Consider the following 21,684-nt stretch of genomic DNA (forward strand, 5'->3'; position numbering starts at 1 on the left):
GGCTCGTCACGCGTCATGCAGGCAGGTGCGGACCGTCGGCGGTCGTCTCCGGGACCTGCACCGGGCCTCCTGAGCGGGTCGCGTCCGTGTCCTGTGCACCCGGCTCCGCCGGCTCGGGCGCGCTCGTCGGCGACTCGCCGGTCGGCGTGCTCGTCGGCACCGTCGTCAGCTTCCTGACCACCGCAGCGGCGGTCGCCGGACCCACCCCGTTGACCTCGGCGATCTCGTCCGCCGTGGCGGACCGCAGCCGCGCCACCGAACCGAAGTGCTTCAACAGCGCACTCACCCTGCTCGGCCCGAGGCCCGGGATCTCCGAGAGCTGCGTGCGGACGTCGCGCTTGCGCCGTCCCCGTTGGTGGGTGATCGCGAACCGGTGCGCCTCGTCGCGGATGCGCTGGATGAGGAAGAGCGCCTCGGAATTGCGCGGCAGGATCACCGGGAAGTCGTCGTCCGGCAGCCAGAGTTCCTCGAGCCGCTTGGCGATGCCGACCAGCGCGATGTCGGTGACACCGGCTTCGTCCATCGCCCGCTTCGCCGCCTGGACCTGGGGCTGGCCGCCGTCGACGATGAGCAGCTGCGGGCGGTACGCGAACCGCTTCGTGGGCTTCTCCACCGCGACCACGCCGTCGGCGTTCTGGTCCGGCTGCTCGGGCAGCTCGGCGTCCTCGTCGAGGCGCGCGAGCCGACGGGTCAGCACCTGGTGCATGCTGTCGGTGTCGTCGCGGGTCTCCGCGATCGAGTACCGCCGGTACTGGTCCTTGCGGGGCAGCCCGTCCTCGAACACGACCATCGACGCCACGACGTTCGTGCCCTGCAGGTGCGAGATGTCGTAGCACTCCATCCGCAACGGCGCCTCGGTCATGCCGAGCGCTTCCTGGATGTCGGCCAGGGCCGCGGCACGCGTCGTGTAGTCGGCGGAGCGCTTGGTCTTGTAGAGCATCAGCGCCTGCTGCGCGTTCTGCGACGCCGTCCGTGCGAGGCCGGCCCGGTCACCGCGCTGCGCGGTGCTGAGCTTCGTCCCCCGGCCGCCGCGACGGTCGCTGAGCCACTGCTGCAGCGCGTCGGCGTCGTCGGGGAGCTCCGGGACGACGACCTCTCGGGGCGGCTCGGACTCGGCCGTGCCGTCGGCGTAGTTGCCCTGCACGATCTGTTCGACCAGGTCGCCCGTCGAGATGTCGAGCTCCTTGTCCACGACCCAGCCGCGGACACCGCGGATGCGACCGCCGCGGACCGAGAACAGCTGCACGGCGGCGGCGAGCTCGTCCTCGGCGATGCCGAACAGGTCGAGGTCCACCGAATCGCGGAGCACGACGGCCGACTTCTCGAGGACGGCCTCGAGCGCCTCGACCTGGTCGCGGTACTTCGCGGCCTGCTCGTACTGCATCGCGTCGGCGGAGGCGCCCATGCGCTGCCGGAGCTCGGTGATCACCCGGCGGTCGTAGCTCGCCATGAACCGGACGAACTCCTCGACCAGGGCACGGTGCTCCGCGATCGTGACCCGCTGCGAGCACGGTCCGCCGCACTTGCCGATCTGCCCGGGGAAGCACGGCTTGCCGGTCTGCATCGCGCGCTTGTACGAGGAGTCGGAGCAGGTGCGGATCGGGAACACCTTGATCATCAGGTCGATCGTGTCGTGCACGGCCCAGATCTTCGGGTACGGCCCGAAGTACTTCGCGCCCTTGATCTTCCGGTTCCGCGTCACCATCACCCGTGGTGCTTCGTCCGCCATCGTGATCGCCATGTACGGGTACGACTTGTCGTCCCGGAACTTGACGTTGAACGGCGGATCGAACTCCTTGATCCACGTGTACTCGAGCTGGAGCGCCTCGATCTCGGACCCGACGGTCGTCCACTCGACGCTCTTCGCCGTGAGGACCATCCGGCGCGTGCGCTCGTGCAGGGTCGGCAGCGGCGCGAAGTAGTTGCTGAGCCGCGCCCGGAGGTTCTTCGCCTTGCCGACGTAGAGCACCCGGCCGTTGCCGTCACGCCAGCGGTAGACGCCCGGGTCGGTCGGGATCTCCCCCGCCTTCGGACGCCACGGGACGGTGTCCGCCACCTACCGAGCACCCGCCTTCGTGCCGCGCTTCAGCGTGCCGGTCTCCGTGACCGTACGGGCGCCGACGGAGCGCTCCTTGCCCACGCGGGCGTCCTGCGCGTCGAAGATCTCGCGCAGGAAGACACCGGTGTGGCTCTCGGGGACGTCCGCGACGAACTCCGGGGTGCCCGTCGCCAGGACGGTGCCACCACCGGAACCACCTTCCGGACCCATGTCGATGAGCCAGTCAGCCGACTTGATGACGTCGAGGTTGTGCTCGATCGTGATCACGGTGTTGCCCTTGTCGACGAGGCCCTGCAGCACGAGCAGCAGCTTCCGGACGTCCTCGAAGTGCAGGCCCGTCGTCGGCTCGTCGAGCACGTACACGGTGCGACCGTTGGACCGGCGCTGGAGTTCCGTCGCGAGCTTCACGCGCTGCGCCTCGCCGCCGGAGAGGGTCGTCGCGCTCTGCCCGAGGCGGACGTACCCGAGACCCACGTCGACGAGGGTCGCCATGTAGCGGTGGATCGCGGAGATCGGCTCGAAGAACTCGGCCGCTTCGCTGATCGGCATGTCGAGGACCTCGGAGATGTCCTTGCCCTTGTAGTGCACCTGCAGCGTCTCGCGGTTGTACCGCGCGCCACCACAGACTTCGCACGCGACGTAGACGTCGGGGAGGAAGTTCATCTCGATCTTGATCGTGCCGTCACCTGAACAGTTCTCGCAGCGACCGCCCTTGACGTTGAAGCTGAAGCGACCGGGCTGGTAGCCGCGGGCCTTCGCTTCCGGGGTCTCGGCGAAGAGCTGCCGGATCCGGTCGAACACACCCGTGTAGGTCGCCGGGTTCGACCGCGGGGTGCGGCCGATCGGTGCCTGGTCGACGTGGACGACCTTGTCGAGCTGGTCGAGTCCCTTGACGCGGGTGTGCTTGCCGGCGATGTGCCGTGCGCCGTTGAGCTGGTTCGCGAGCACCTTGTAGAGGATGTCGTTCACGAGCGTCGACTTGCCGGACCCGCTGACCCCGGTCACCGCGGTGAACACCCCGAGCGGGAAGTCGACGTCGACTTCCTTGAGGTTGTTGGCACGGGCACCCTGAACGCTGATCACGCGCTTCTTGTTGATCTTCCGGCGCTCAGACGGCATCTCGATCATGCGACGCCCGGCGAGGTAGTCGCCCGTGATCGACTCGCGGTTCTCGATGATGCCCTCGTACGAGCCCGAGTGCACGACGTTGCCGCCGTTCACCCCGGCACCGGGACCGATGTCGACGACCCAGTCCGCCGTGCGGATCGTGTCCTCGTCGTGCTCGACGACGATGAGGGTGTTGCCGAGGTTCTTCAGCTTCACGAGCGTGTCGATCAGCCGGCGGTTGTCCCGCTGGTGCAGCCCGATGCTCGGCTCGTCGAGGACGTAGAGCACGCCCGTCAGCCCCGACCCGATCTGGGTCGCGAGCCGGATGCGCTGCGCTTCGCCGCCCGACAGCGAACCGGCGCCACGGGACAGCGTGAGGTAGTTGAGCCCGACCTCGAGCAGGAACTCGAGGCGCGCCCGGATCTCGCGCAGCACGGCCGCGGCGATGTGGGCTTCACGGTCGGTGAGGGTCAGGGTCTCCATGAACGCGTACGCGTTGTCGAGGCTGAGCTCGGTCACGTCCGCGATGCTGCGGTCCGCCACGGTCACGGCGAGGACCTCTGGCTTGAGCCGGGTGCCGTCGCACACCGGGCACGGGACTTCGCGCAGGTACCCCTGGAAGCGCTGCCGCTGGGAGTCGGACTCCGCCTCGGCGAACTTGCGCTCGATGTACGGCATCACGCCCTCGAAGCCGCTGGTGTAGCGCATCTCGCGGCCGAAGCGGTTGCGCCAGGACACCGAGACTTCGAAGTCCTTGCCGGTGAGGATCGCTGCCTGCACGGACGCGTCGAGCTGGTTCCAGGGGGTGTCGAGCCGGAAGCCGAGTTCCTTGCCGAGACCGGCGAGGAGCTTCTCGAAGTACGAGTACAGGCCGCTCGTGCCGGTCCAGGGCAGGAGGACACCGTCGGCGAGCGAGGCTTCCGGGTCGCCGAGCACCAGGTCGGGGTCGACCGACATGCGCGTGCCGAGGCCGGAGCACTCCGGGCAGGCACCGAACGGGGCGTTGAACGAGAACGTCCGCGGCTCGATCTCGGTGAGCGCCAGCGGGTGGTTGTTCGGGCACGACAGGTTCTCGGAGTAGGTCCGGACCGCGCCGGGCCCCTCGTGGTCGACGAGGTCGATCGCGACCGTGCCGTTCGTCAGGCGCAGCGCCGTCTCGAGGGAGTCGGTGAGGCGGCCGAGGATGTCGTCGCTCGCCACCAGTCGGTCGACGATCACCGAGATGTCGTGCTTGACCTGCTTCTTGAGCGTGGGCGGGCTGCTCAGCTGGATCCGCTCGCCGTCGACGATCGCGCGCGAGTAGCCGGACGCCGCGAGCTCCTGGAAGAGGTCGACGAACTCGCCCTTCTTCTTGGAGACGATCGGGGCCAGGACCTGGAACCGGGTACCGGTCTCCTGGGTCATGAGCTGGTCCGCGATCTGCTGGACCGTCTGCTTGCTGATGACCTCGCCACACGTCGGGCAGTGCGGGATCCCGATGCGCGCCCAGAGCAGGCGCATGTAGTCGTAGACCTCGGTGATGGTGCCGACCGTCGACCGCGGGTTGCGGTTCGTCGACTTCTGGTCGATCGAGACCGCTGGCGAGAGCCCCTCGATGAAGTCGACGTCGGGGCGGTCCACCTGTCCGAGGAACTGGCGCGCGTACGCCGAGAGCGACTCGACGTAGCGCCGCTGTCCCTCGGCGAAGATCGTGTCGAACGCCAACGAGGACTTCCCCGAGCCGGACAGTCCGGTGAACACGACGAGGGAGTCGCGCGGGATCTCGAGGTCGACGTCGCGCAGGTTGTGCACGCGCGCACCACGGACGCTGAGCGTCGAGGTGTCGTGCGGTGCAGCCCCACCGGGGAGGTGCTGGTCTGCGGGCTCGAGGTCGGCCGGCTCAGTGGTGGCGGAGTCGCCGAAGGCGCTCCGGCCGGAGGTCGCGGTACCGCGGTCAGAGGTGATGGTCATCACCGTCGATTCTACGAAGGAGGTCCGACATTCGGTCCGGGAACGGCATCAGACGAGTGCGTCGAGAGCGAACGCCACCCCCGAAGCACGCTCGCTCGCCTGCCAGAGCCGTGCCGCTTCGCCGCGGTCGTGCGCTCGCGGCTCGGCCGGGACGACCGCCGCCGGACCGCGGAGCTGCATGAAGCCGCCCGGTCCCCAGTACTGCCCGGACCGCACGTCGTCGCCCACCGCGGCGTGGACGAGCGGGTGTGCCCCGGCGTCCTTGCCCTGTGCGTACAGCCGTTGCCCCGGTCGGGTCCACGCCGGCTCGGTCCGTGCGGGAGCGACGGCGGGACGCGACGGTGCGAGGGAGTCCAACGAGAGGCCGGGGTGCGCGACCACGCTCGACACCGGGGAACCGGCGTCCGCGAGTCGCTCGGCGAGCTCGAAGCCGAAGAGCATCACCGCGAGCTTGCTGCGGGCGTACTGCCGGTAGCCGGAGTAGTGCCCGACCCGGAACGGATCCGACGGATCCAGCGATGCCCATCGGTGCGCGATCGACCCGAGGTGGACCACGCGTCCCGCGGTCTCCTCGAGCAGTGGGAGCACGAGCGCGGTGAAGGCGAAGTGTCCGAGGTGGTTCGTCCCCACCTGCAGCTCGCTCCCCTGCGCCGTGAACCGCTCCGTCCGCGATCCCACGACGCCGGCGTTGTTGACCACGGCGTCGATCGGGCCGAGTTCACCGAGCGCTGCCGCCGCTGTCCGGACGACGTCGAGGTCGGCGAGGTCCACGTGCAGGTGCTCGAGCGCCGCGTCGGGAACGTGTCGGCGGATGCTGTCGGCGGCCGCCGCCGCACGCTCGGGACTGCGGGTGGCGAGCACCACCCGGTGCCCGGCCGCGGCGAGCTGCTCGGCCGCGAAGTACCCCAACCCGGCACTGGCGCCGGTGACCACGACGGTCTTCCGCGACTGCTCAGCGGACATGCCCGGCCGACTCCATCTGGCGCAACGCCTTCTTGAGGTCCTGGACCTCGTCACGCAGACGTGCCGCGAGCTCGAACTTCAGCTCGGTGGCCGCCTGGAGCATCTGGTCGTTGAGGTCCGCGATGGTCGCCTCGAGCTGCGTCGCGCCCTCCCCGGCGATGCCCCCGCGCTTGAGCGACGGCGTGGGCGCCCGACCGCGGTCCCGCGCCCCACCGCCCCGACGTTCGAGGAGTTCCTGCGTGTCGTCGTTCTCGCGGGCGAGCTGCTCGGTGATGTCGCCGATCTTCTTGCGGAGCGGCTGCGGGTCGATGCCGTGTTCCAGGTTGTACGCGACCTGCTTCTCGCGACGACGGTCGGTCTCCTCGATGGCCTGCTTCATCGAGTCGGTCATCTTGTCCGCGTACATCAGGACCTGGCCGGACACGTTGCGCGCGGCACGGCCGATCGTCTGGATGAGCGAGGTCGACGAGCGGAGGAAGCCTTCCTTGTCGGCATCGAGGATCGCCACGAGCGAGACCTCCGGCAGGTCGAGGCCCTCTCGCAGCAGGTTGATGCCGACGAGGACGTCGTAGACACCCTGTCGCAGCTCGGTCAGGAGCTCCACGCGCTTGAGCGTGTCGACGTCGGAGTGCAGGTAGCGGACCCGGACGCCAGCGTTCCCGAGGAAGTCCGTGAGTTCCTCGGCCATGCGCTTGGTGAGGGTCGTGACGAGCACGCGCTCGTTCTTCTCGACGCGCTGCTGGATCTCCTCGAGCAGGTCGTCGATCTGCCCGTCGGAGGGCTTGATGACGATCTCTGGGTCCACGAGGCCCGTCGGTCGGATGATCTGCTCGACGACGCTGTCGGTGACGCCGAGCTCGTACCGACCGGGCGTGGCCGACAGGTAGACCTTCTGACCGGCGCGCTCGAGGAACTCCTCCCACGTCAGTGGACGGTTGTCGAGGGCACTCGGCAGGCGGAACCCGTGGTCGACCAGAGTCCGCTTGCGCGAGGCGTCGCCTTCGTACATCGCGCCGATCTGCGGCACCGTGACGTGCGACTCGTCGATCACGATGAGGAAGTCGTCCGGGAAGTAGTCGAGCAGGCAGTGCGGCGCTTCACCCGGCAAGCGGGCGTCGACGTGCCGCGAGTAGTTCTCGATGCCGGAGCAGAAGCCGATCTGCTCCATCATCTCGATGTCGAACGTGGTGCGCATCCGGAGGCGCTGCGCTTCGAGGAGCTTGCCCTGCCCTTCCAGCTCGGCGAGGCGCTCGGCGAGTTCTTCCTTGATGGTGCCGATCGCCCGGTGCATGACGTCGGTGTCGGCGACGTAGTGGGACGCCGGGAAGATCGACACGGCGTCGAGGTCTTCGATCACGGAGCCGGTGAGCGGGTGCAGGGAGCTGAGCGCTTCGACCTCGTCGCCGAACATCTCGATGCGGATCGCGTGCTCTTCGTACATCGGGATGATCTCGATGGTGTCACCACGGACGCGGAACGTCCCGCGGGCGAAGTCGACGTCGTTGCGCTGGTACTGCATGGCGACGAACCGGCGGACGAGCTGGTCGCGGGAGATCGTCTGCCCGCGGTGCAGCGCCACCGAGGCGTTCATGTACTGCTCCGGCGTCCCGAGGCCGTAGATGCAGGACACCGTCGAGACGACGACGACGTCCCGCCGGCTGAGCAGCGAGTTCGTCGTGGAGTGCCGGAGGCGCTCGACCTCGGCGTTGACCGAGGAGTCCTTCTCGATGAAGGTGTCCGTCTGCGGCACGTACGCTTCCGGCTGGTAGTAGTCGTAGTACGAGACGAAGTACTCGACGGCGTTGTTCGGCAGCAGTCCGCGGAACTCGGTGGCCAGCTGGGCGGCGAGCGTCTTGTTGTGGGCGAGCACGAGTGTCGGCCGCTGGACCTGCTCGATGAGCCATGCCGTGGTCGCCGACTTACCGGTCCCGGTCGCGCCGAGGAGCACCACGTCGGTCTCACCGGCGTTGATCCGACCGGCGAGCTCCGCGATGGCCGCCGGCTGGTCACCGCTCGGCGAGTACTCGCTGATCACCTCGAACGGACGGACCGCGCGGGTGGGTTCGATCGCAACTCCCATGTCGTCAACACTAGGCGCGACCACCGACACCGAAGGGTCCCGCTCGCCCACGGCGTACCCCGTCCGCGCGCGGGCCGTCCATCGGTCCGCGCAACGAACCACAAAGGACGCTGATAGAAATCAGGTCTAGCGTCCCATCCGTTCAGCACGCGCAGCGATCTCCCCGCAACGCCCCGAAGACCCGAAGACCCGAAGAGGCTCCCATGACGACGGCGACTCCCACCGCACCGGCGAAGGGCACACCGTTCCGCGGACGCATCCGTGGGCGCGTGCTCATCCTGCTGTGCTTCATGTACGCGATCTCGTACATCGACCGCACCAACATCTCCACCGCACTCCCCCACATCACCGAGGAGTTCGGCTTCAACGAGGCCACCGCCGGTCTCATCGTCTCCGCCTTCTCGCTCCCCTACGCCCTGTTGCAGGTGTTCGGCGGCACGATCAGCGAGAAGTTCGGGCCCCGAAAGGCGCTGTTCGTCATCACCGTGATCTGGGGCGTCGCGACGCTCTGGACGGGGTTCGCCGTCGGCTTCTGGACCCTCTTCGCCGCACGCGCACTCCTCGGGCTCAGCGAGGCCGCGGCGTTCCCGACAGCGACGCAGGCCATGAGCCGCTGGATCCCGCGCGACCGGAACGGCTTCGCCCAGGGCGTGGTGCACTCGGCTGCTCGACTCGGCAACGCGCTGGCGCCTCTCGTCGTCGCCTACTTCATCGCGATCAGCGGCTGGCGACTCGCGTTCTTCGCCACCGCAGTGCTCTCCTTCGCGTGGGCCGTCGTGTGGTGGTTCTTCTTCCGCGACAAGCCGGAGTCGGCGAAGGGCATCAAGCAGGTCGAGCTCGACGAGCTGCCGCCCGTCGAGACCCGCGCGACGCGTCCCCCGGTGCCGTGGGGCCAGATGGCGAAGCAGATCCTGCCGGTCACCTTCGTCGACTTCGGGTACGGCTGGACGCTCTGGGTGTTCCTCACCTGGCTGCCGACGTTCCTGAGCTCGACCTACGGCCTGGAGATCGGCGACTTCGCCCTCTTCACCACGCTGATCCTGCTCGCCGGCGTCGTCGGGGACACCGTCGGCGGCATGCTCAGCGACCGGATCATCCACCGTGGGGGAAACACCCGCAACGCGCGACGCAGCATCCTCGTCGTCGGGCTCGGCGGGTCGCTCGTGTGCCTGATCCCCCTCGTCATCGGCCAGGGACTCCTCGTCGCCACGATCTCACTGGCGCTGTCGTTCTTCTTCCTCGAGCTCTGCAACGCGAACCTCTGGGCCATCCCGATGGACGTGGCACCGCAGTGGTCCGGGACCGCGTCCGGGTTCATGAACACCGGGTTCGGGATCGCCGGCGTGGTCTCGCCGATCGTCTTCGGACTGCTCATCGACGCGTCCGGGTGGCAGCTTCCGTTCGCCCTGTCCTGCGCGCTCCTCGGCGCCGCTGCCGTCGTCGCGTGGTTCATGAAGCCGCAGCGGCTCACGATGACCGACGGTGTCCTCGAGGTCGGCACCCCGAAGGCGGAGCAGCAGCCGGCGTCCTGACCGGACCATCTGACGGACGGGAGGCTCGTGGCCGCGCCGCCACGAGCCTCCCGTCCGTTGCGTGGTCGGCCCGCCCGACCGGTCAGACCGCGCACAGGTGGCAGGAACGCGCGTCGGAGGTCGGAACAACCGACCTCCAACGCGCGAAACGACCGCCTACGCGCGATTCGACCCGCTACGCGGCCGCGGCCTGCCGCTTCGCGGAGCGTGCGGCACGCGCCGTCCGGGACGACAGTGACGGACGACCCGTGAGCGGCACGCTGAGGGGTGTCCAGCGGAACACCTCGGTGATCGCGACGGCGAGCACCACCACCAGCAGGTACGTGACGAGCGTCAGCCACGGCTTCGGGACGAGGCCCTCGAGCCAGCTGTCGCCGTACAGGAGCAGCCAGATGACGAGCGGGTGGCTCAGGAAGATGCCGAACGAGCGGTCCGAGGCGTAGTCGACCGCCTTGGCGAGGCGACTGCCGGGGACGCGCTCGTCCGCCCACGCGGCACCGATCGCCAGGAACGCGACGAAGACGATCGTGCTCCAGACGACCTCGATCGGCTGCAGCGGCGTCCCGGCGGCGTACGGGGAGTTGCCCGCGAGCAGGTGGATCGCGAACACGACGAGTGTCAGCAGCGCACCGCCGGCGAACGACCACATGATCGCGCGCCGGTACTTCCGGATGAAGCCGAGGAACCCGTCCGCGTGGTCGGCGGCGATGGCCCCGGAGATGATGAAGAACACGTACGAGAAGAAGAACTGCTTCTGGTACCCGTGCATCCACGCGTCCGTCGACGGGAAGTACTTGTAGCAGGCGAAGATGCCGAGCTGCACGACGAACGCGACGACGAGCACTGTCACGTGGTGCCGCCGGGTCCTGCGGACGACCCACATGATCGCGGGCAGCAGGAGGTACACCTGCATCGTGACGAGGAGGAAGTACAGGTGGTACTTCGCGGTGCCGGTGACGATGCCCTCGGCGTACGTCGTGACGAGCGCGGGGACGTCGCCGCGTTGCCCGGAGTCGAGCAGCCAGGCCGACGCCACGTAGACGAACGACCACGCCAGGTAGGGCACGCCGACGAGCAGGAAGCGCTTCGGCCAGAACACCGACATGGGTTTCGGGCGGATCGTGTAGCTGTACACGAGCACGAACGCCGTCAGGGTGAAGAAGACCAGGCGGGTGAAGTGCAGCAGCGACAGCAGCCCGGCGAGGCCGATGTCGTCCGACGCCATCGTGTGGCTCGTGGTGTGCACACCGAGCACGCACGCGAACGTCAGGATGCGGAGGACGTCGATCTCGTACAGGTGCCGCGGCCGCCCGGCGGCGGTCCTGGTCGGGGTCTGTACGCCGGTCGGGGCGACGCGCAGCGCGGAGTCCGCCGTTCCCGTGCCGGTTCCCGTCGCGGTCACGAGCGCTCCGCCATGCTCCGCACCCGGGCGCGCTGGATCTTGCCGGTGGGTGCCCGCGGCAGGTCGGGCACCACGACGATCTCGACCGGCCGCCGGAAGCGGGTGAGCTCCGCGGTGGTCCGCTCGGTCAGGTCGGCCACGAGGGCGTCGGCGTCGACGGGCTCGTCCGGTTGCGGGATCACGTAGGCGATCGGCACGCTCCCGAGCACGTCGTGCGGACGTCCGACCACGACGGCCTCGAGCACGCGGGCGTCGCCGAGGAGGACGTCCTCGACCTCGGAGGGGTAGACCTTCTCGCCGCCGCGGTTGATCACGTCGTCCGACCGTCCGGCCAGCGACACCCAGCCGTCCTCCGACACCGACCCGACGTCGCCCGTGGAGAGCCAGCCGTCGGCGTCGAAGCGTTCCGCCGCGCGGCCGAACAGGTACGAGTGCACGATGCCGGGTCCGCGGACCCAGAGCGCGCCGACCTCGCCGGCGGGCAGCAGCGTGCCGTCCTCGCGGCGGACCTGCACCTCGGAGCCGACGGGCACGCCGACCGTGCCGAGTCGCGCCGGAGCGTCGAGCGGCGTCGCGGTGATCTGGCTCGCACCCTCGGTCATCCCCCAGCTCACGACGAGCGGGGTGTCGCCGAGCGCCGTGCGGACCGGGTCGGGCAGCGGTGCCGACGCGCTGCGGACGAAGCGCAGGCTCGGCGGGAAGTCGAGGGGGCCGGTCTTCGCGAGCACCGCGAGGATCGCCGGGACCGCGTTCAGCCAGGTGATGCGCCGTTCGGCGAGCAACTCCCAGAACCCGGTGCGACGGAAGCGCCGGTCGAGCACGAGCGTCGAGCCCGCCACCAGCGTCGCGAGCAGCCCGACGACCTCGGCGTTGACGTGGAAGAGCGGCAGGGAGTTGAACCCGCGGTCGTCCGAGTCGAGCTGGTTGTGCTGCGCGACTGCTCGGGCGACGAAGAGCAGCTGCGACTCCGGGAGTTCGACGCCCTTCGGCGTGCCGGTCGAGCCCGAGGTGAACAGGACCACGGAGCCCTCGCCGGGAGCGTCCGGGGCCTCGCCCGGCAGGTCGCCGTCACGGACATCGGTCGGGAGGCCCGTGGCCGGGTCGACACGCGCGGCGGGCGTCCCGGGGATGGTCGAGTCCACCTCGCGGTCCGACACCACGATGGAGGCCCCACCGAGCAGACCGGCGAGCCTGGCCGGCTCGGTGACCGGCTGTCCGGTGTCGACCGGGACCGCACGGCGTCCCGTGGCGACCGCAGCGAGGTGCACCACCGCGAACGCGAGCGGGTCGCCGACGTCGATCAGGACCGCGCCGGACGACGGGATGCCGATCACGTCGAACGTCGACGCCCAGGCGCTGAGCGCGGCATCGAGATCGCCGTAGCGCAGGACCCGGTCGGACCGGGCGTCCTCGAGGAAGACGCGATCCGTGTCCGTGGAGGCGCGCTCCCGGATCAACGAGCGGAGATCGGCGGGTGCGGGTTCGGGTGATCGACCATCGTGCTGCACCACCCAATGGTAGTTCTCGTTCCTATGACGTCCCGGAGGACGTCGTCGGGGCCGCCTGTGGGGCGTCGGTGGCACCGGCATCGGGTCCGGGCTCGACGGGGAGCGGGAACCGCCGGAGCAGCCACTGCCACAGCCCGAGCATCCGCGGCTGTCCGTCGTCCGCGAGCGGTGTGGTGTCCTTGATGATGCGCGAGTGCGACTCGTCCGGCGTCCCCACCTCGATGTCGGTGAGGATGGCGTGCGGATCCCAGCCGTCCGGCGGCGCTGCGGTGTCCGTGCGCCACGGACCGTCCGGTCCACCCGACGTCGCGGGTGCGTCGAGTCCGAGGACCCGCCACGACCCGCGGATGCGCGGACCGAAGACGTCACGGACGTCGTCGATCGCGTACATCTTCGACGCAGGGGTCCGACCGGGTCGGTCCATCCACGCCGCGTGTGCCGGCCCGAGTGACTCCACCGGCGACGAGAACATCAGCGCGCCGAGGACCGGACGGATGTGCGCGATGTAGGCCGCCTCTCCCCCGCCCTGCGAGTGCCCGGCGACGACGATGTCCTGCCAGGCGATGTCCTCGTTCGCGGCGACGAACCGTCCCCAGCCGCCCTTCGGGTCGACGTCGTCGAGGTGCGCGATGGCGTCGCGGAACCGGGAGACGATCGATCCGGCCGGCGACACCTTGCTGAACTCGGACTGCCTGGTGCCGTCGAACCGGTTCCGCTGCACCTGTCCGTAGCACTGCGGATCGGCCTCGCACGTGCCGGACAGGGTCTTCCCGAGGTTCCAGTAGTCGAGCCCGAGCACGTGGTAGCCGTCACCGAGCGCCGTGGTGAGGAAGCGCTGGTACTGGGCGGGCTTCGCCCGGGTGGCGGGGAGGAACAGGAGCAGCGGGCCGTCCGACGCCGTCCTGGCCGCGAAGTCGTCACGGTTCGGCTCCAGCCGCTCGCCGTCGATCGCGCCGAGCCGGAAGCGGTGGAACTCGTCCTGCGGACCGTGTGTGTTGCGTGGCTGGGCGTTCGCGGGCCGCCGTCCGTGGTCCTCGACGCGCTGCTCGCCCATCACGTTCGCCGCGACGAGTGCCGCGGCGCCGATCGCCACCAGGACGACCAGCGCGATGACGATCAGCAGACGGTGCCTCATCGGCCGACCCGGGACCACACCTCGTCCGCGGACCGGATCGTATCGGCCACGGAACCCGTGGCGTCGACGACGTGGTCCGCGAGTGCGAGGCGCTCCGCGTCGGATGCCTGTGCGCCGACGCGCCGTTCGGCCTCGGCACGGGACATCCCACGGTGCGCCACGAGTCGTTCGATGCGGTCGGCCGCCGGGGCGTCGACGACCACGACGGCGTCGAACTGCAGCGGGCGGTCCGCCTTCGCCTCGGCGAGGAGCGGCACGTCGTACACCACGACCGCGTCGGGGTCCGCTGCAGCGGCGGCGTCGAACGCGACTTGGGCGAGGCGCCACACCTCCGGATGCGTGATCGCTTCGAGGTCCTTTCGTGCCGCGGGATCAGCGAACACGACGGTGCCGAGCGCCGGGCGGTCGAGCGAGCCGTCGGCAGCGATCACATCGGGACCGAACCGCTCCGCGACGCGTGCAAGCCCCCGGCTGCCGGGAGCGACGGCGTCCCGCGCCAGCCGGTCCGCATCGACGACGACCGCGCCGTGCTCGGCCCACCGACGCGACACGGTCGACTTCCCCGCGGCGATGCCGCCCGTCAATCCGATGATGCGCACGGCAACAGCGTACGGGTCGCACCCTCCCGAAACGCCGGAGACCCGGCACCCTCTCGGGGTGCCGGGTCTCCGGTGCACGCAGTGCTGCGCACGGCAGCGCCGGCTCGATCAGTTGGTCGAGCTGAGCTTCTCGCGGAGCGCCGCGAGCGAAGCGTCGTCGGCCAGGGTGCCCTGACCGGCCTGCTCGCTCGTGAACGACGAGGAAGCGCTGGCCGGGAGGTCGAAACCACCCTGCGCCTCTTCGGTGAGCGACTTGGCGACCTGCGCCTTGTGCGCCTCCCAGCGCCCCTGAGCGGCGGCGTACTGACGCTCCCACTCTTCGCGCTGGGTGTCGTAGCCCTCGAGCCACTCGTTGGTCTCCGGGTCGAAGCCGTCCGGGTACTTGTAGTCACCCTTGTCGTCGTACTCCGTCGGCATGCCGTAGAGCGCCGGGTCGAACTCGCTGCCCTCGGGGTCGACGCCCTCGTTCGCCTGCTTGAGGCTGAGCGAGATGCGGCGACGGTCGAGGTCGATGTCGATGATCTTCACGAAGACCTCGTCGCCGACCGAGACGACCTGCTCTGCGAGCTCGACGTGCTTGTTCGAGAGCTCCGAGATGTGGACGAGGCCCTCGATGCCGTCCGCGACGCGGACGAAGGCACCGAACGGCACGAGCTTCGTGACCTTGCCCGGTGCGATCTGACCGATCGCGTGGGTGCGGGCGAAGACCTGCCACGGGTCCTCCTGGGTGGCCTTGAGCGAGAGCGACACGCGCTCGCGGTCCAGGTCCACCTCGAGGATCTCGACGGTGACTTCCTGACCGACCTCGACGACCTCGCTGGCGTGCTCGATGTGCTTCCAGCTGAGTTCCGAGACGTGGACGAGACCGTCGACGCCGCCGAGGTCGACGAACGCACCGAAGTTGACGATCGACGAGACGACGCCCTTGCGGACCTGGCCCTTGTGGAGGTTGTTGAGGAACGTGGTGCGCGACTCGGACTGCGTCTGCTCGAGCAGGGCGCGGCGCGAGAGGACCACGTTGTTGCGGTTCTTGTCGAGCTCGAGGATCTTCGCCTCGATCTCCTGGCCGAGGTACGGCGTCAGGTCACGGACGCGACGCAGCTCGATGAGCGAAGCCGGGAGGAAGCCACGGAGACCGATGTCCACGATGAGGCCACCCTTGACGACCTCGATGACGGTGCCGGTGACGACCCCGTCGGACTCCTTGATCTTCTCGACGTCGCCCCACGCACGCTCGTACTGCGCACGCTTCTTCGACAGGATGAGGCGGCCTTCCTTGTCCTCCTTCTGGAGAACCAGGGCCTCGACCTCGTCACCGACGTTGACGACCTCGTTGGGGTCGACGTCGTGCTTGATCGAGAGCTCGCGCGAGGGGATGACGCCCTCGGTCTTGTAACCGACGTCGAGGAGGACCTCGTCGCGGTCGATCTTCACGACGGTGCCGGAGATGAGATCGCCGTCGTTGAAGAACTTCAGGGTCTTCTCGACCTCGGCCAGGAAGTCATCAGCCGAACCGATGTCGTTGATGGCGACCTGCTTAGGAGCCTTGGTCGTAGTGGTTGTCATGTAGAGATTGCTCCGAACGGACATGAGTCGGGCCAGGGCGACGCGGGAGACTGACTCCCACATGCCGTCGCGGTGGCGGTTGATTGTGGTGACGCGGATTGCGCCGCACAAGTCTAACCGGTGCGCGCGACCCCCCACAAGCGGGTGTGTCGCCCGTGTCGCGGGGCGTCACACGCACCGGATCGGTCAGTCGAGCAGCGCCGACCGGAGCGTGTCGAGGCCGATGCTGCCGAGCGCCAGCGCGCGGTGGTGGAAGGACTTCAGGTCGAACGCGGCGCCCTCCCGCGCCGCGACCTCGTCACGGATCGACTCCCAGACGCGCTGTCCGACCTTGTACGACGGCGCCTGCCCCGGCCACCCGAAGTACCTGGCGACCTCGAACCGGATGAACGCGTCGTCCATGTTCACGTTCTCGCGCATGAAGTCGAGCGCGTACTCCCACGTCCAGCCGCCGCCGTCCGGGTTGGTCTTCTGCAGGTGGACGCCGATGTCGAGGACGACGCGGGCCGCCCGCATGCGCTGCCCGTCGAGCATCCCGAGCCGGTCGCCCTCGTCGTCGAGGAACCCGAGCTGCTCCATCAGCCGCTCCGCGTAGAGCGCCCAGCCCTCGACGTGGCCGGACGACCCGGAGAGCTGCCGGCGCCAGGTGTTCAGCTCGCCGCGGTTGTAGACGCCCTGGCTGATCTGCAGGTGGTGTCCGGGGACGCCCTCGTGGTAGACGGTCGTCTTCTCGCGCCAGGTCTGGAACTCGGTCACACCCTGCGGCACGGACCACCACATCCGGCCGGGCCGCGAGAAGTCGTCCGACGGACCGGAGTAGTAGATCCCGCCCTCCTGCGTCGGGGCGATGCGGCACTCGAGGCGCTTGATCGGGTCGGCGATGTCGAAGTACACGCCGTCCATCGCCCGGATCGAGGCGTCGCTCGTCTCCTGCATCCACCGCTGCAGGGCGTCGGTGCCGTGCAGCATCCTGGACGGGTCGGCGTCGAGCACCTCGACCGCGCGGGCGACCGAAGCACCGGGTTCGATGCGGTCCGCGATGCGCTCCTGCTCCGACCGCATGCGTGCGAGCTCCTCGAGGCCCCACTCGTACGTCTCGTCGAGGTCGACGACGGCACCGAGGAAGTGCCGGGAGTGCAGTTCGTAGGCATCACGGCCGACGGCGTCCACCGGGGTCGCCAGTGGCATCAGCTCGTGTTCGAGGAAGCGCCCGAGCGACCGGAAGGACGCCGCGGCGATCTCACCACGCCGAGCGAGCTCCGCGCGCACCGAGTCGGGGACGGGCGACCCGTCGTCGAGCGCCGCGCTCTCGGCGAGCTGCCGGAAGAAGCCGTCCTCGGCACCGCTCCGAGCAGCCTGCTCGGCGACGAGCTCGACCTGGCGCCTGGCCGGGGTGACGTCCTCGCGCGTGCCCTCGAGCAGGGTCTCGCGGAACCCCTCCAGCGCGTCCGGCAACGCGCCGACGCGGTTGGCGATGTCGCCCCAGTCCGATGCCGTGGCGGTCGGCATCAGGTCGATGATCTCGCGGAGCGACTGCGCCGGGCTGGCGATGACGTTGAGGTCACGCAGGTGGAGCTTCCGGTCGTACGACTCGACGACGAGGGCGAGCTCGGCACCGAGGTCCGTCTTCGTCACACGGTCGACGGCGTCCACCGGCTCCGCAGCGGCCAGGGAACGAGCGGCCGCCTTCGCCGCGTCCGCCATCGCGGCTGCCCCGGCCGGCGAGGTGTCGCCGTACTCCCCCGTGCGCCCGGGGACGCCGATGTAGGTGGCGACCGTCGGGTCGAGGTCGACGAGGGTGGTCACCCACTCCTCGGCCACACGGTCGACGGCGGAGGTCTGGCGGGCGGGACGGTCTTCGGTCATGCCTCGACCCTACCGACGTGCGCCGACGCCGTGCTCGCGCCCGCCACCCGCCTGCGCGACCGGTCACGACACCCCGCGTGGACACCCCCGACCGGTCGAAGAACGTCGCGCAGCGGGCGTCCGAACGACCCTTCGCGACCGCCCGGCGAACCTGAGCGGGGTGTTGTGACCAGTCGTGGGCGGGGTGGCGGCGGCGTAGGCGTGCGGCGCAGGCGCGCGGCGCAGGCGTGCGAGGTACAGGCGTGCGGGTGCGTCGCAGGATTGGGAGAAGTGGCACCAGGCGACTGGTCACAACACCCCGCGCGCACGCCCTCGGCCGGTCAAAGAACGTCGCGCAGCGGGCACCCAAACGACCCTTCGCGACCACCCAGCGAACCTGAGCGGGATGTTGCGACCAGTCGCGGGCGGGGTGCAGGCGTGTGTCCGTGCGGGGTGACGGCGGGCGGGGTGCAGGCGTGTGTCCGTGCGGGGTGACGGCGGGCGGGGTGCAGGCTCGCGGGCCGAGTGCCGGCGCGGGGCGCGGCGCCGGCGGGCGGGGTGCAGGCGTGTGTCCGTGCGGGGCGAAGGCGGGCGGGGCGCAGGCGTGCGGGTGCGGGTGCGGCCCGGGATGGGGGACGTGGCACCAGGCGACCGGTCACGACACCCCGCGCGCACGCCCTCGGCCGGTCGAAGAACGTGGCTCCGACGCCGCCGAACCGACGGGCAGCGACCACCCGGCGAACCCGAGCGGGGTGTCGTGACCAGTCGCGGGTCAGTGCGCGGCGGCCTCCCAGTTGGGGCCGGAGCCGACGGACACGTCGAGCGGGACGGTGAGGTCGGCCGCGCCGCCCATCCGGGTCCGCAGGATCTCCTCGACGCGGTCCTGCTCCCCAGGGGCGACCTCGAGGATGAGTTCGTCGTGCACCTGGAGCAGCAGCCGCGTGCCCATCTCGCCGTCGCGCAGGTCGGCCGCGACGCCGAGCATCGCGATCTTCATGATGTCGGCGGCCGAGCCCTGGATCGGTGCGTTCAGCGCAGCACGCTCGGCGTTCTCGCGGAGGACGCGGTTCGGGCTCTTGAGGTCGGGGAACGGACGACGACGGCCGAAGATCGTCTCGGTGTAGCCGTCCTCACGGGCCTGCTCGACCACGTTGCGGAGGTAGTCCCGCACCGCGCCGAAGCGGGCGAAGTACTCGGTCATCAGGGTGCGCGCTTCGCTCTGCTCGATCCGGAGCTGCTTAGACAGACCGAACGCGCTGAGCCCGTACGCGAGGCCGTACGACATCGCCTTGACCTTCGTGCGCATCTCCGGGGAGACGTCCGCCGGCTCGACACCGAACACCCGGGCGCCGACGAAGCGGTGCAGGTCCTCGCCCTCGTTGAAGGCCTGGATCAGCCCGGGGTCACCGGAGAGGTGCGCCATGATGCGCATCTCGATCTGCGAGTAGTCCGCGGTGAGGAGCGTCGTGTACGGCTCGGCCACGGCGAACGCGGAACGGACCCGACGACCGACCGCGGTCTTCACCGGGATGTTCTGCAGGTTCGGGTCGGTCGAGGAGATGCGGCCGGTGCTGCTGCCGGTCTGCTCGTACCGGGTGTGGATGCGGCCGTCGACGACCGCGGCGTCGAGCGTGTCCACGATCTGCCGGAGCTTCGTCGCGTCCCGGTGCTGGAGCAGGAGGCCCAGGAACGGGTGCGGGTGCTGCTCCTGCAGGTCGGCCAGGCTCGCGGCGTCGGTCGAGAAGCCCGTCTTGGTCTTGCGGGTCTTCGGCATCGCGAGCTCGGTGAAGAGCACTTCCTGCAGCTGCTTCGGCGAGCCGAGGTTGACCTCGTGTCCGATCTCGGCGAACGCCTGTTGCGCGAGGTCGGCCGCGCGTTCCCCGAGCTCCTTCGAGAGGTTCGTGAGCACCGGGCGGTCGATGCCGACACCGGTGGTCTCCATGTCGGCGAGGACCGACACGAGCGGGAGCTCGATGTCGTCGAGGACCCGCAGCGACCCGGCGTCGATGCGAGCCCGGAGCGCCGTCGTCACGCGGAGGACGTACCAGGCGTGCACGCCGACGTTCACGGGGTCGGTCTCCGGGACGAGCTGGTTCGGGTCCGCCGTCGGGAGCTCTTCACCGAGCTCCTGGTAGACGAGGTCGGTGAGCGGCTGGCCCTGCTTGCCCGGGTTCGCCAGCCAGCCCATGATGCGGGCGTCACCGGCGATGCCGTTCACCGCGATGCCGGCGGTGCCGAGCGCCTTCACCGCGGCCTTGGCGTCGTGGAAGTGCTTCGGGGCGTCGGACGCGAACCACGCGGTCAGCTGCTCGTAGTCCTTCGCACCGCTGCCGCCCGGGACCAGGACGGCGTCGTCGTGGGTGGCGATCCCGATGGCGCTGAGGCGGCCGTCGATGACCTCCACCGCGACGCCGTACCCGTTCTCGGCTGCTGCGGCGTTCTTCCGCTCGAGCCAGTAGCCGAGCTCTTCGTCGATCAGGGTCTTCACCGTCGGCGAGGCCGGTCCACCGTCGTCGACGCCGCCCTCGACCGCTGGGGCCTCACCGGTCTCGCCGTTCCCGGCGACCTTGAACACGCGGTCGAGCAGCGTGCGGAACTGCAGCTTGGCGAACAGCTCGCGGACGGCGGCTTCGTCGAGGGGTCGGAGTGCGACGTCCCCCGGACCGACCGGCAGCTCGACGTCGGTGACGAGGCGGTTCAGCTTGCGGTTCCGGATCGCCCGGTCCTTCTGCTCGCGCAGGTTGTTGCCCACGACGCCCTTGATCTCGTCCGCGTGCTCGAGCACGCCGTCGAGCGAGCCGTACTGGGTGATCCACTTGACGGCGGTCTTCTCGCCGACCTTGTCGATGCCGATCAGGTTGTCGCTGGTCTCGCCCACGAGTGCGGCGATGTCGGGGTACTGGTGCGGCTCGATGCCGTAGCGCTCGTACACCTTGTCGCGGTCGTACCGCGTCAGCTCGGAGACGCCGCGGACGGACGGGTACAGCAGCGTGACGTCATCGTTCACGAGCTGGATGGAGTCGCGGTCGCCGGACACGACGTAGACCTGGTAGCCCTGCGCTGCACCCTGCGAGGAGAGGGTCGCGAGGATGTCGTCCGCCTCGTAGTCCTCCTTCGTGACGGTGGTGATGCCCATCGCCTCGAGCGCCTGCTGCAGGAGCGGGATCTGCCCCTTGAACTCCGCAGGGGTCTCGGAACGGGTGCCCTTGTAGTCCTCGTACTCACGGGTGCGGAACGAGAACCGCGAGATGTCGAACGCGACCGCCAGGTGGGTCGGCTTCTCGCGCTGGAGGAGCATGAGCAGCATCGAGATGAAGCCGTGGATGGCGTTCGTGTGCTGCCCGTCGCGGTTCACGAAGCTGTCCACCGGGAGCGCGTAGAAGGCCCGGAAGGCGAGCGAGTGGCCGTCGATGACCATGAGGGTAGGCTTTGCGGAGTCCGACACCCGGACAGCCTACCGACGCCATCCGACACGGGAGTCCCAGCGCGTGACCGACGAAGCGACGACCACCGGCCCCGTCGACGAACGCCTCGCGGACCGCGGGATGGGCGAGCTCGCCGACAAGATGGGCATGGTCATCACGGAGCTGTCCGCGGAGCGCGCCGTCGGCACCATCCCGGTCGAGGGCAACCGGCAGCCGGTCGGGCTCCTGCACGGCGGGGCGTACGTCGTCCTGGCGGAGAGCCTCGGCTCGATGGCCGCGAACGTGCACGCCGGACCCGGTCGGTACGCGGTCGGCATCGAGCTGAACGCCTCGCACTCGCGGAGTGCCACCAGCGGTATCGTCACCGGCACGTGCACCGCGATCCACCTCGGCAACACGCTGACGACCCACGAGATCGTCCTCACCGACGAGCAGGGGCGACGCTGCTCCACGGTGCGCATCACGAACATGATCCGCGAGCGGCGCTGACCGACCGCTCCGACGCAGGGAGTC

General features: G+C 69.6%; 13 protein-coding genes. 2 read left to right on the plus strand and 11 right to left on the minus strand.

Annotated features, from left to right (window positions below; translation table 11 throughout):
• Nucleotides 1-13: 13 nt before the first annotated feature.
• From uvrC to uvrB, 4 genes are read right to left on the minus strand one after another with little or no spacing between them, the layout of a single operon-like run.
• Nucleotides 14-2,056: an excinuclease ABC subunit UvrC gene (gene uvrC / locus AAEP80_RS13010; RefSeq protein ID WP_420364716.1), complete on the minus strand. Its 2,043-nt coding sequence runs from the start codon at nt 2,054-2,056 to the stop codon at nt 14-16.
• Nucleotides 2,057-5,116: an excinuclease ABC subunit UvrA gene (gene uvrA / locus AAEP80_RS13015; protein ID WP_420364717.1), complete on the minus strand. Its 3,060-nt coding sequence runs from the start codon at nt 5,114-5,116 to the stop codon at nt 2,057-2,059.
• Nucleotides 5,117-5,164: 48 nt separating this feature from the next.
• Nucleotides 5,165-6,079 (minus strand): SDR family NAD(P)-dependent oxidoreductase, encoded by a 915-nt coding sequence (locus AAEP80_RS13020; protein WP_420364718.1) that lies wholly within the window; start codon nt 6,077-6,079, stop codon nt 5,165-5,167.
• On the minus strand, nt 6,069-8,147 hold the full coding sequence (gene uvrB / locus AAEP80_RS13025; protein ID WP_420366867.1) for an excinuclease ABC subunit UvrB: 2,079 nt from the start codon (nt 8,145-8,147) through the stop codon (nt 6,069-6,071). The genes AAEP80_RS13020 and uvrB overlap by 11 nt, the downstream gene beginning before the upstream one ends.
• A gap of 215 nt (nt 8,148-8,362) precedes the next feature.
• On the opposite strand from uvrB, the gene AAEP80_RS13030 reads away from it, so the two are divergent.
• Nucleotides 8,363-9,691, plus strand: a complete 1,329-nt coding sequence (locus AAEP80_RS13030; protein WP_420364719.1) for an MFS transporter — start codon at nt 8,363-8,365, stop codon at nt 9,689-9,691.
• Nucleotides 9,692-9,866: 175 nt separating this feature from the next.
• Here AAEP80_RS13030 and AAEP80_RS13035 read toward each other — a convergent pair whose 3' ends face one another.
• From AAEP80_RS13035 to polA, 7 genes are all read right to left on the minus strand, one after another.
• Complete coding sequence (locus AAEP80_RS13035) at nt 9,867-11,093, minus strand: acyltransferase (RefSeq protein WP_420364720.1); 1,227 nt, start codon at nt 11,091-11,093, stop codon at nt 9,867-9,869.
• Entirely contained in the window at nt 11,090-12,601 is a 1,512-nt protein-coding gene (locus AAEP80_RS13040) for a class I adenylate-forming enzyme family protein (RefSeq protein ID WP_420364721.1), read from the minus strand. Before AAEP80_RS13040 ends, AAEP80_RS13035 begins: the two co-directional genes overlap by 4 nt.
• 22 nt (nt 12,602-12,623) lie before the next feature.
• Nucleotides 12,624-13,736 carry a BPSS1187 family protein gene (locus AAEP80_RS13045; protein ID WP_420364722.1) on the minus strand — a complete coding sequence of 371 codons (1,113 nt, stop codon included), beginning with the start codon at nt 13,734-13,736 and terminating at the stop codon, nt 12,624-12,626.
• The gene (coaE, locus tag AAEP80_RS13050) at nt 13,733-14,335 is read right to left on the minus strand and encodes a dephospho-CoA kinase (protein ID WP_420364723.1); all 603 of its coding nucleotides are present in this window, start codon (nt 14,333-14,335) and stop codon (nt 13,733-13,735) included. The genes AAEP80_RS13045 and coaE overlap by 4 nt, the downstream gene beginning before the upstream one ends.
• Before the next feature lie 108 nt (nt 14,336-14,443).
• Nucleotides 14,444-15,901, minus strand: a complete 1,458-nt coding sequence (rpsA, locus tag AAEP80_RS13055; protein ID WP_402728815.1) for a 30S ribosomal protein S1 — start codon at nt 15,899-15,901, stop codon at nt 14,444-14,446.
• Between the two features lie 186 nt (nt 15,902-16,087).
• A complete protein-coding gene (locus AAEP80_RS13060; RefSeq protein ID WP_420364724.1) occupies nt 16,088-17,767 on the minus strand; it encodes a DUF885 domain-containing protein in 1,680 nt (559 codons plus the stop codon).
• A gap of 751 nt (nt 17,768-18,518) precedes the next feature.
• Nucleotides 18,519-21,164, minus strand: a complete 2,646-nt coding sequence (polA, locus tag AAEP80_RS13065) for a DNA polymerase I (RefSeq protein WP_420364725.1) — start codon at nt 21,162-21,164, stop codon at nt 18,519-18,521.
• 127 nt (nt 21,165-21,291) lie between these two features.
• Between polA and AAEP80_RS13070 the strand changes: the two genes are divergently transcribed.
• A complete protein-coding gene (locus AAEP80_RS13070) occupies nt 21,292-21,660 on the plus strand; it encodes a PaaI family thioesterase (protein ID WP_402728986.1) in 369 nt (122 codons plus the stop codon).
• Nucleotides 21,661-21,684: the final 24 nt, after the last annotated feature.

Origin of the sequence: Curtobacterium sp. L3-7 (genome assembly GCF_048756585.1) — a bacterium.
In the GTDB taxonomy this organism is placed as follows: Bacteria; Actinomycetota; Actinomycetes; order Actinomycetales; family Microbacteriaceae; genus Curtobacterium.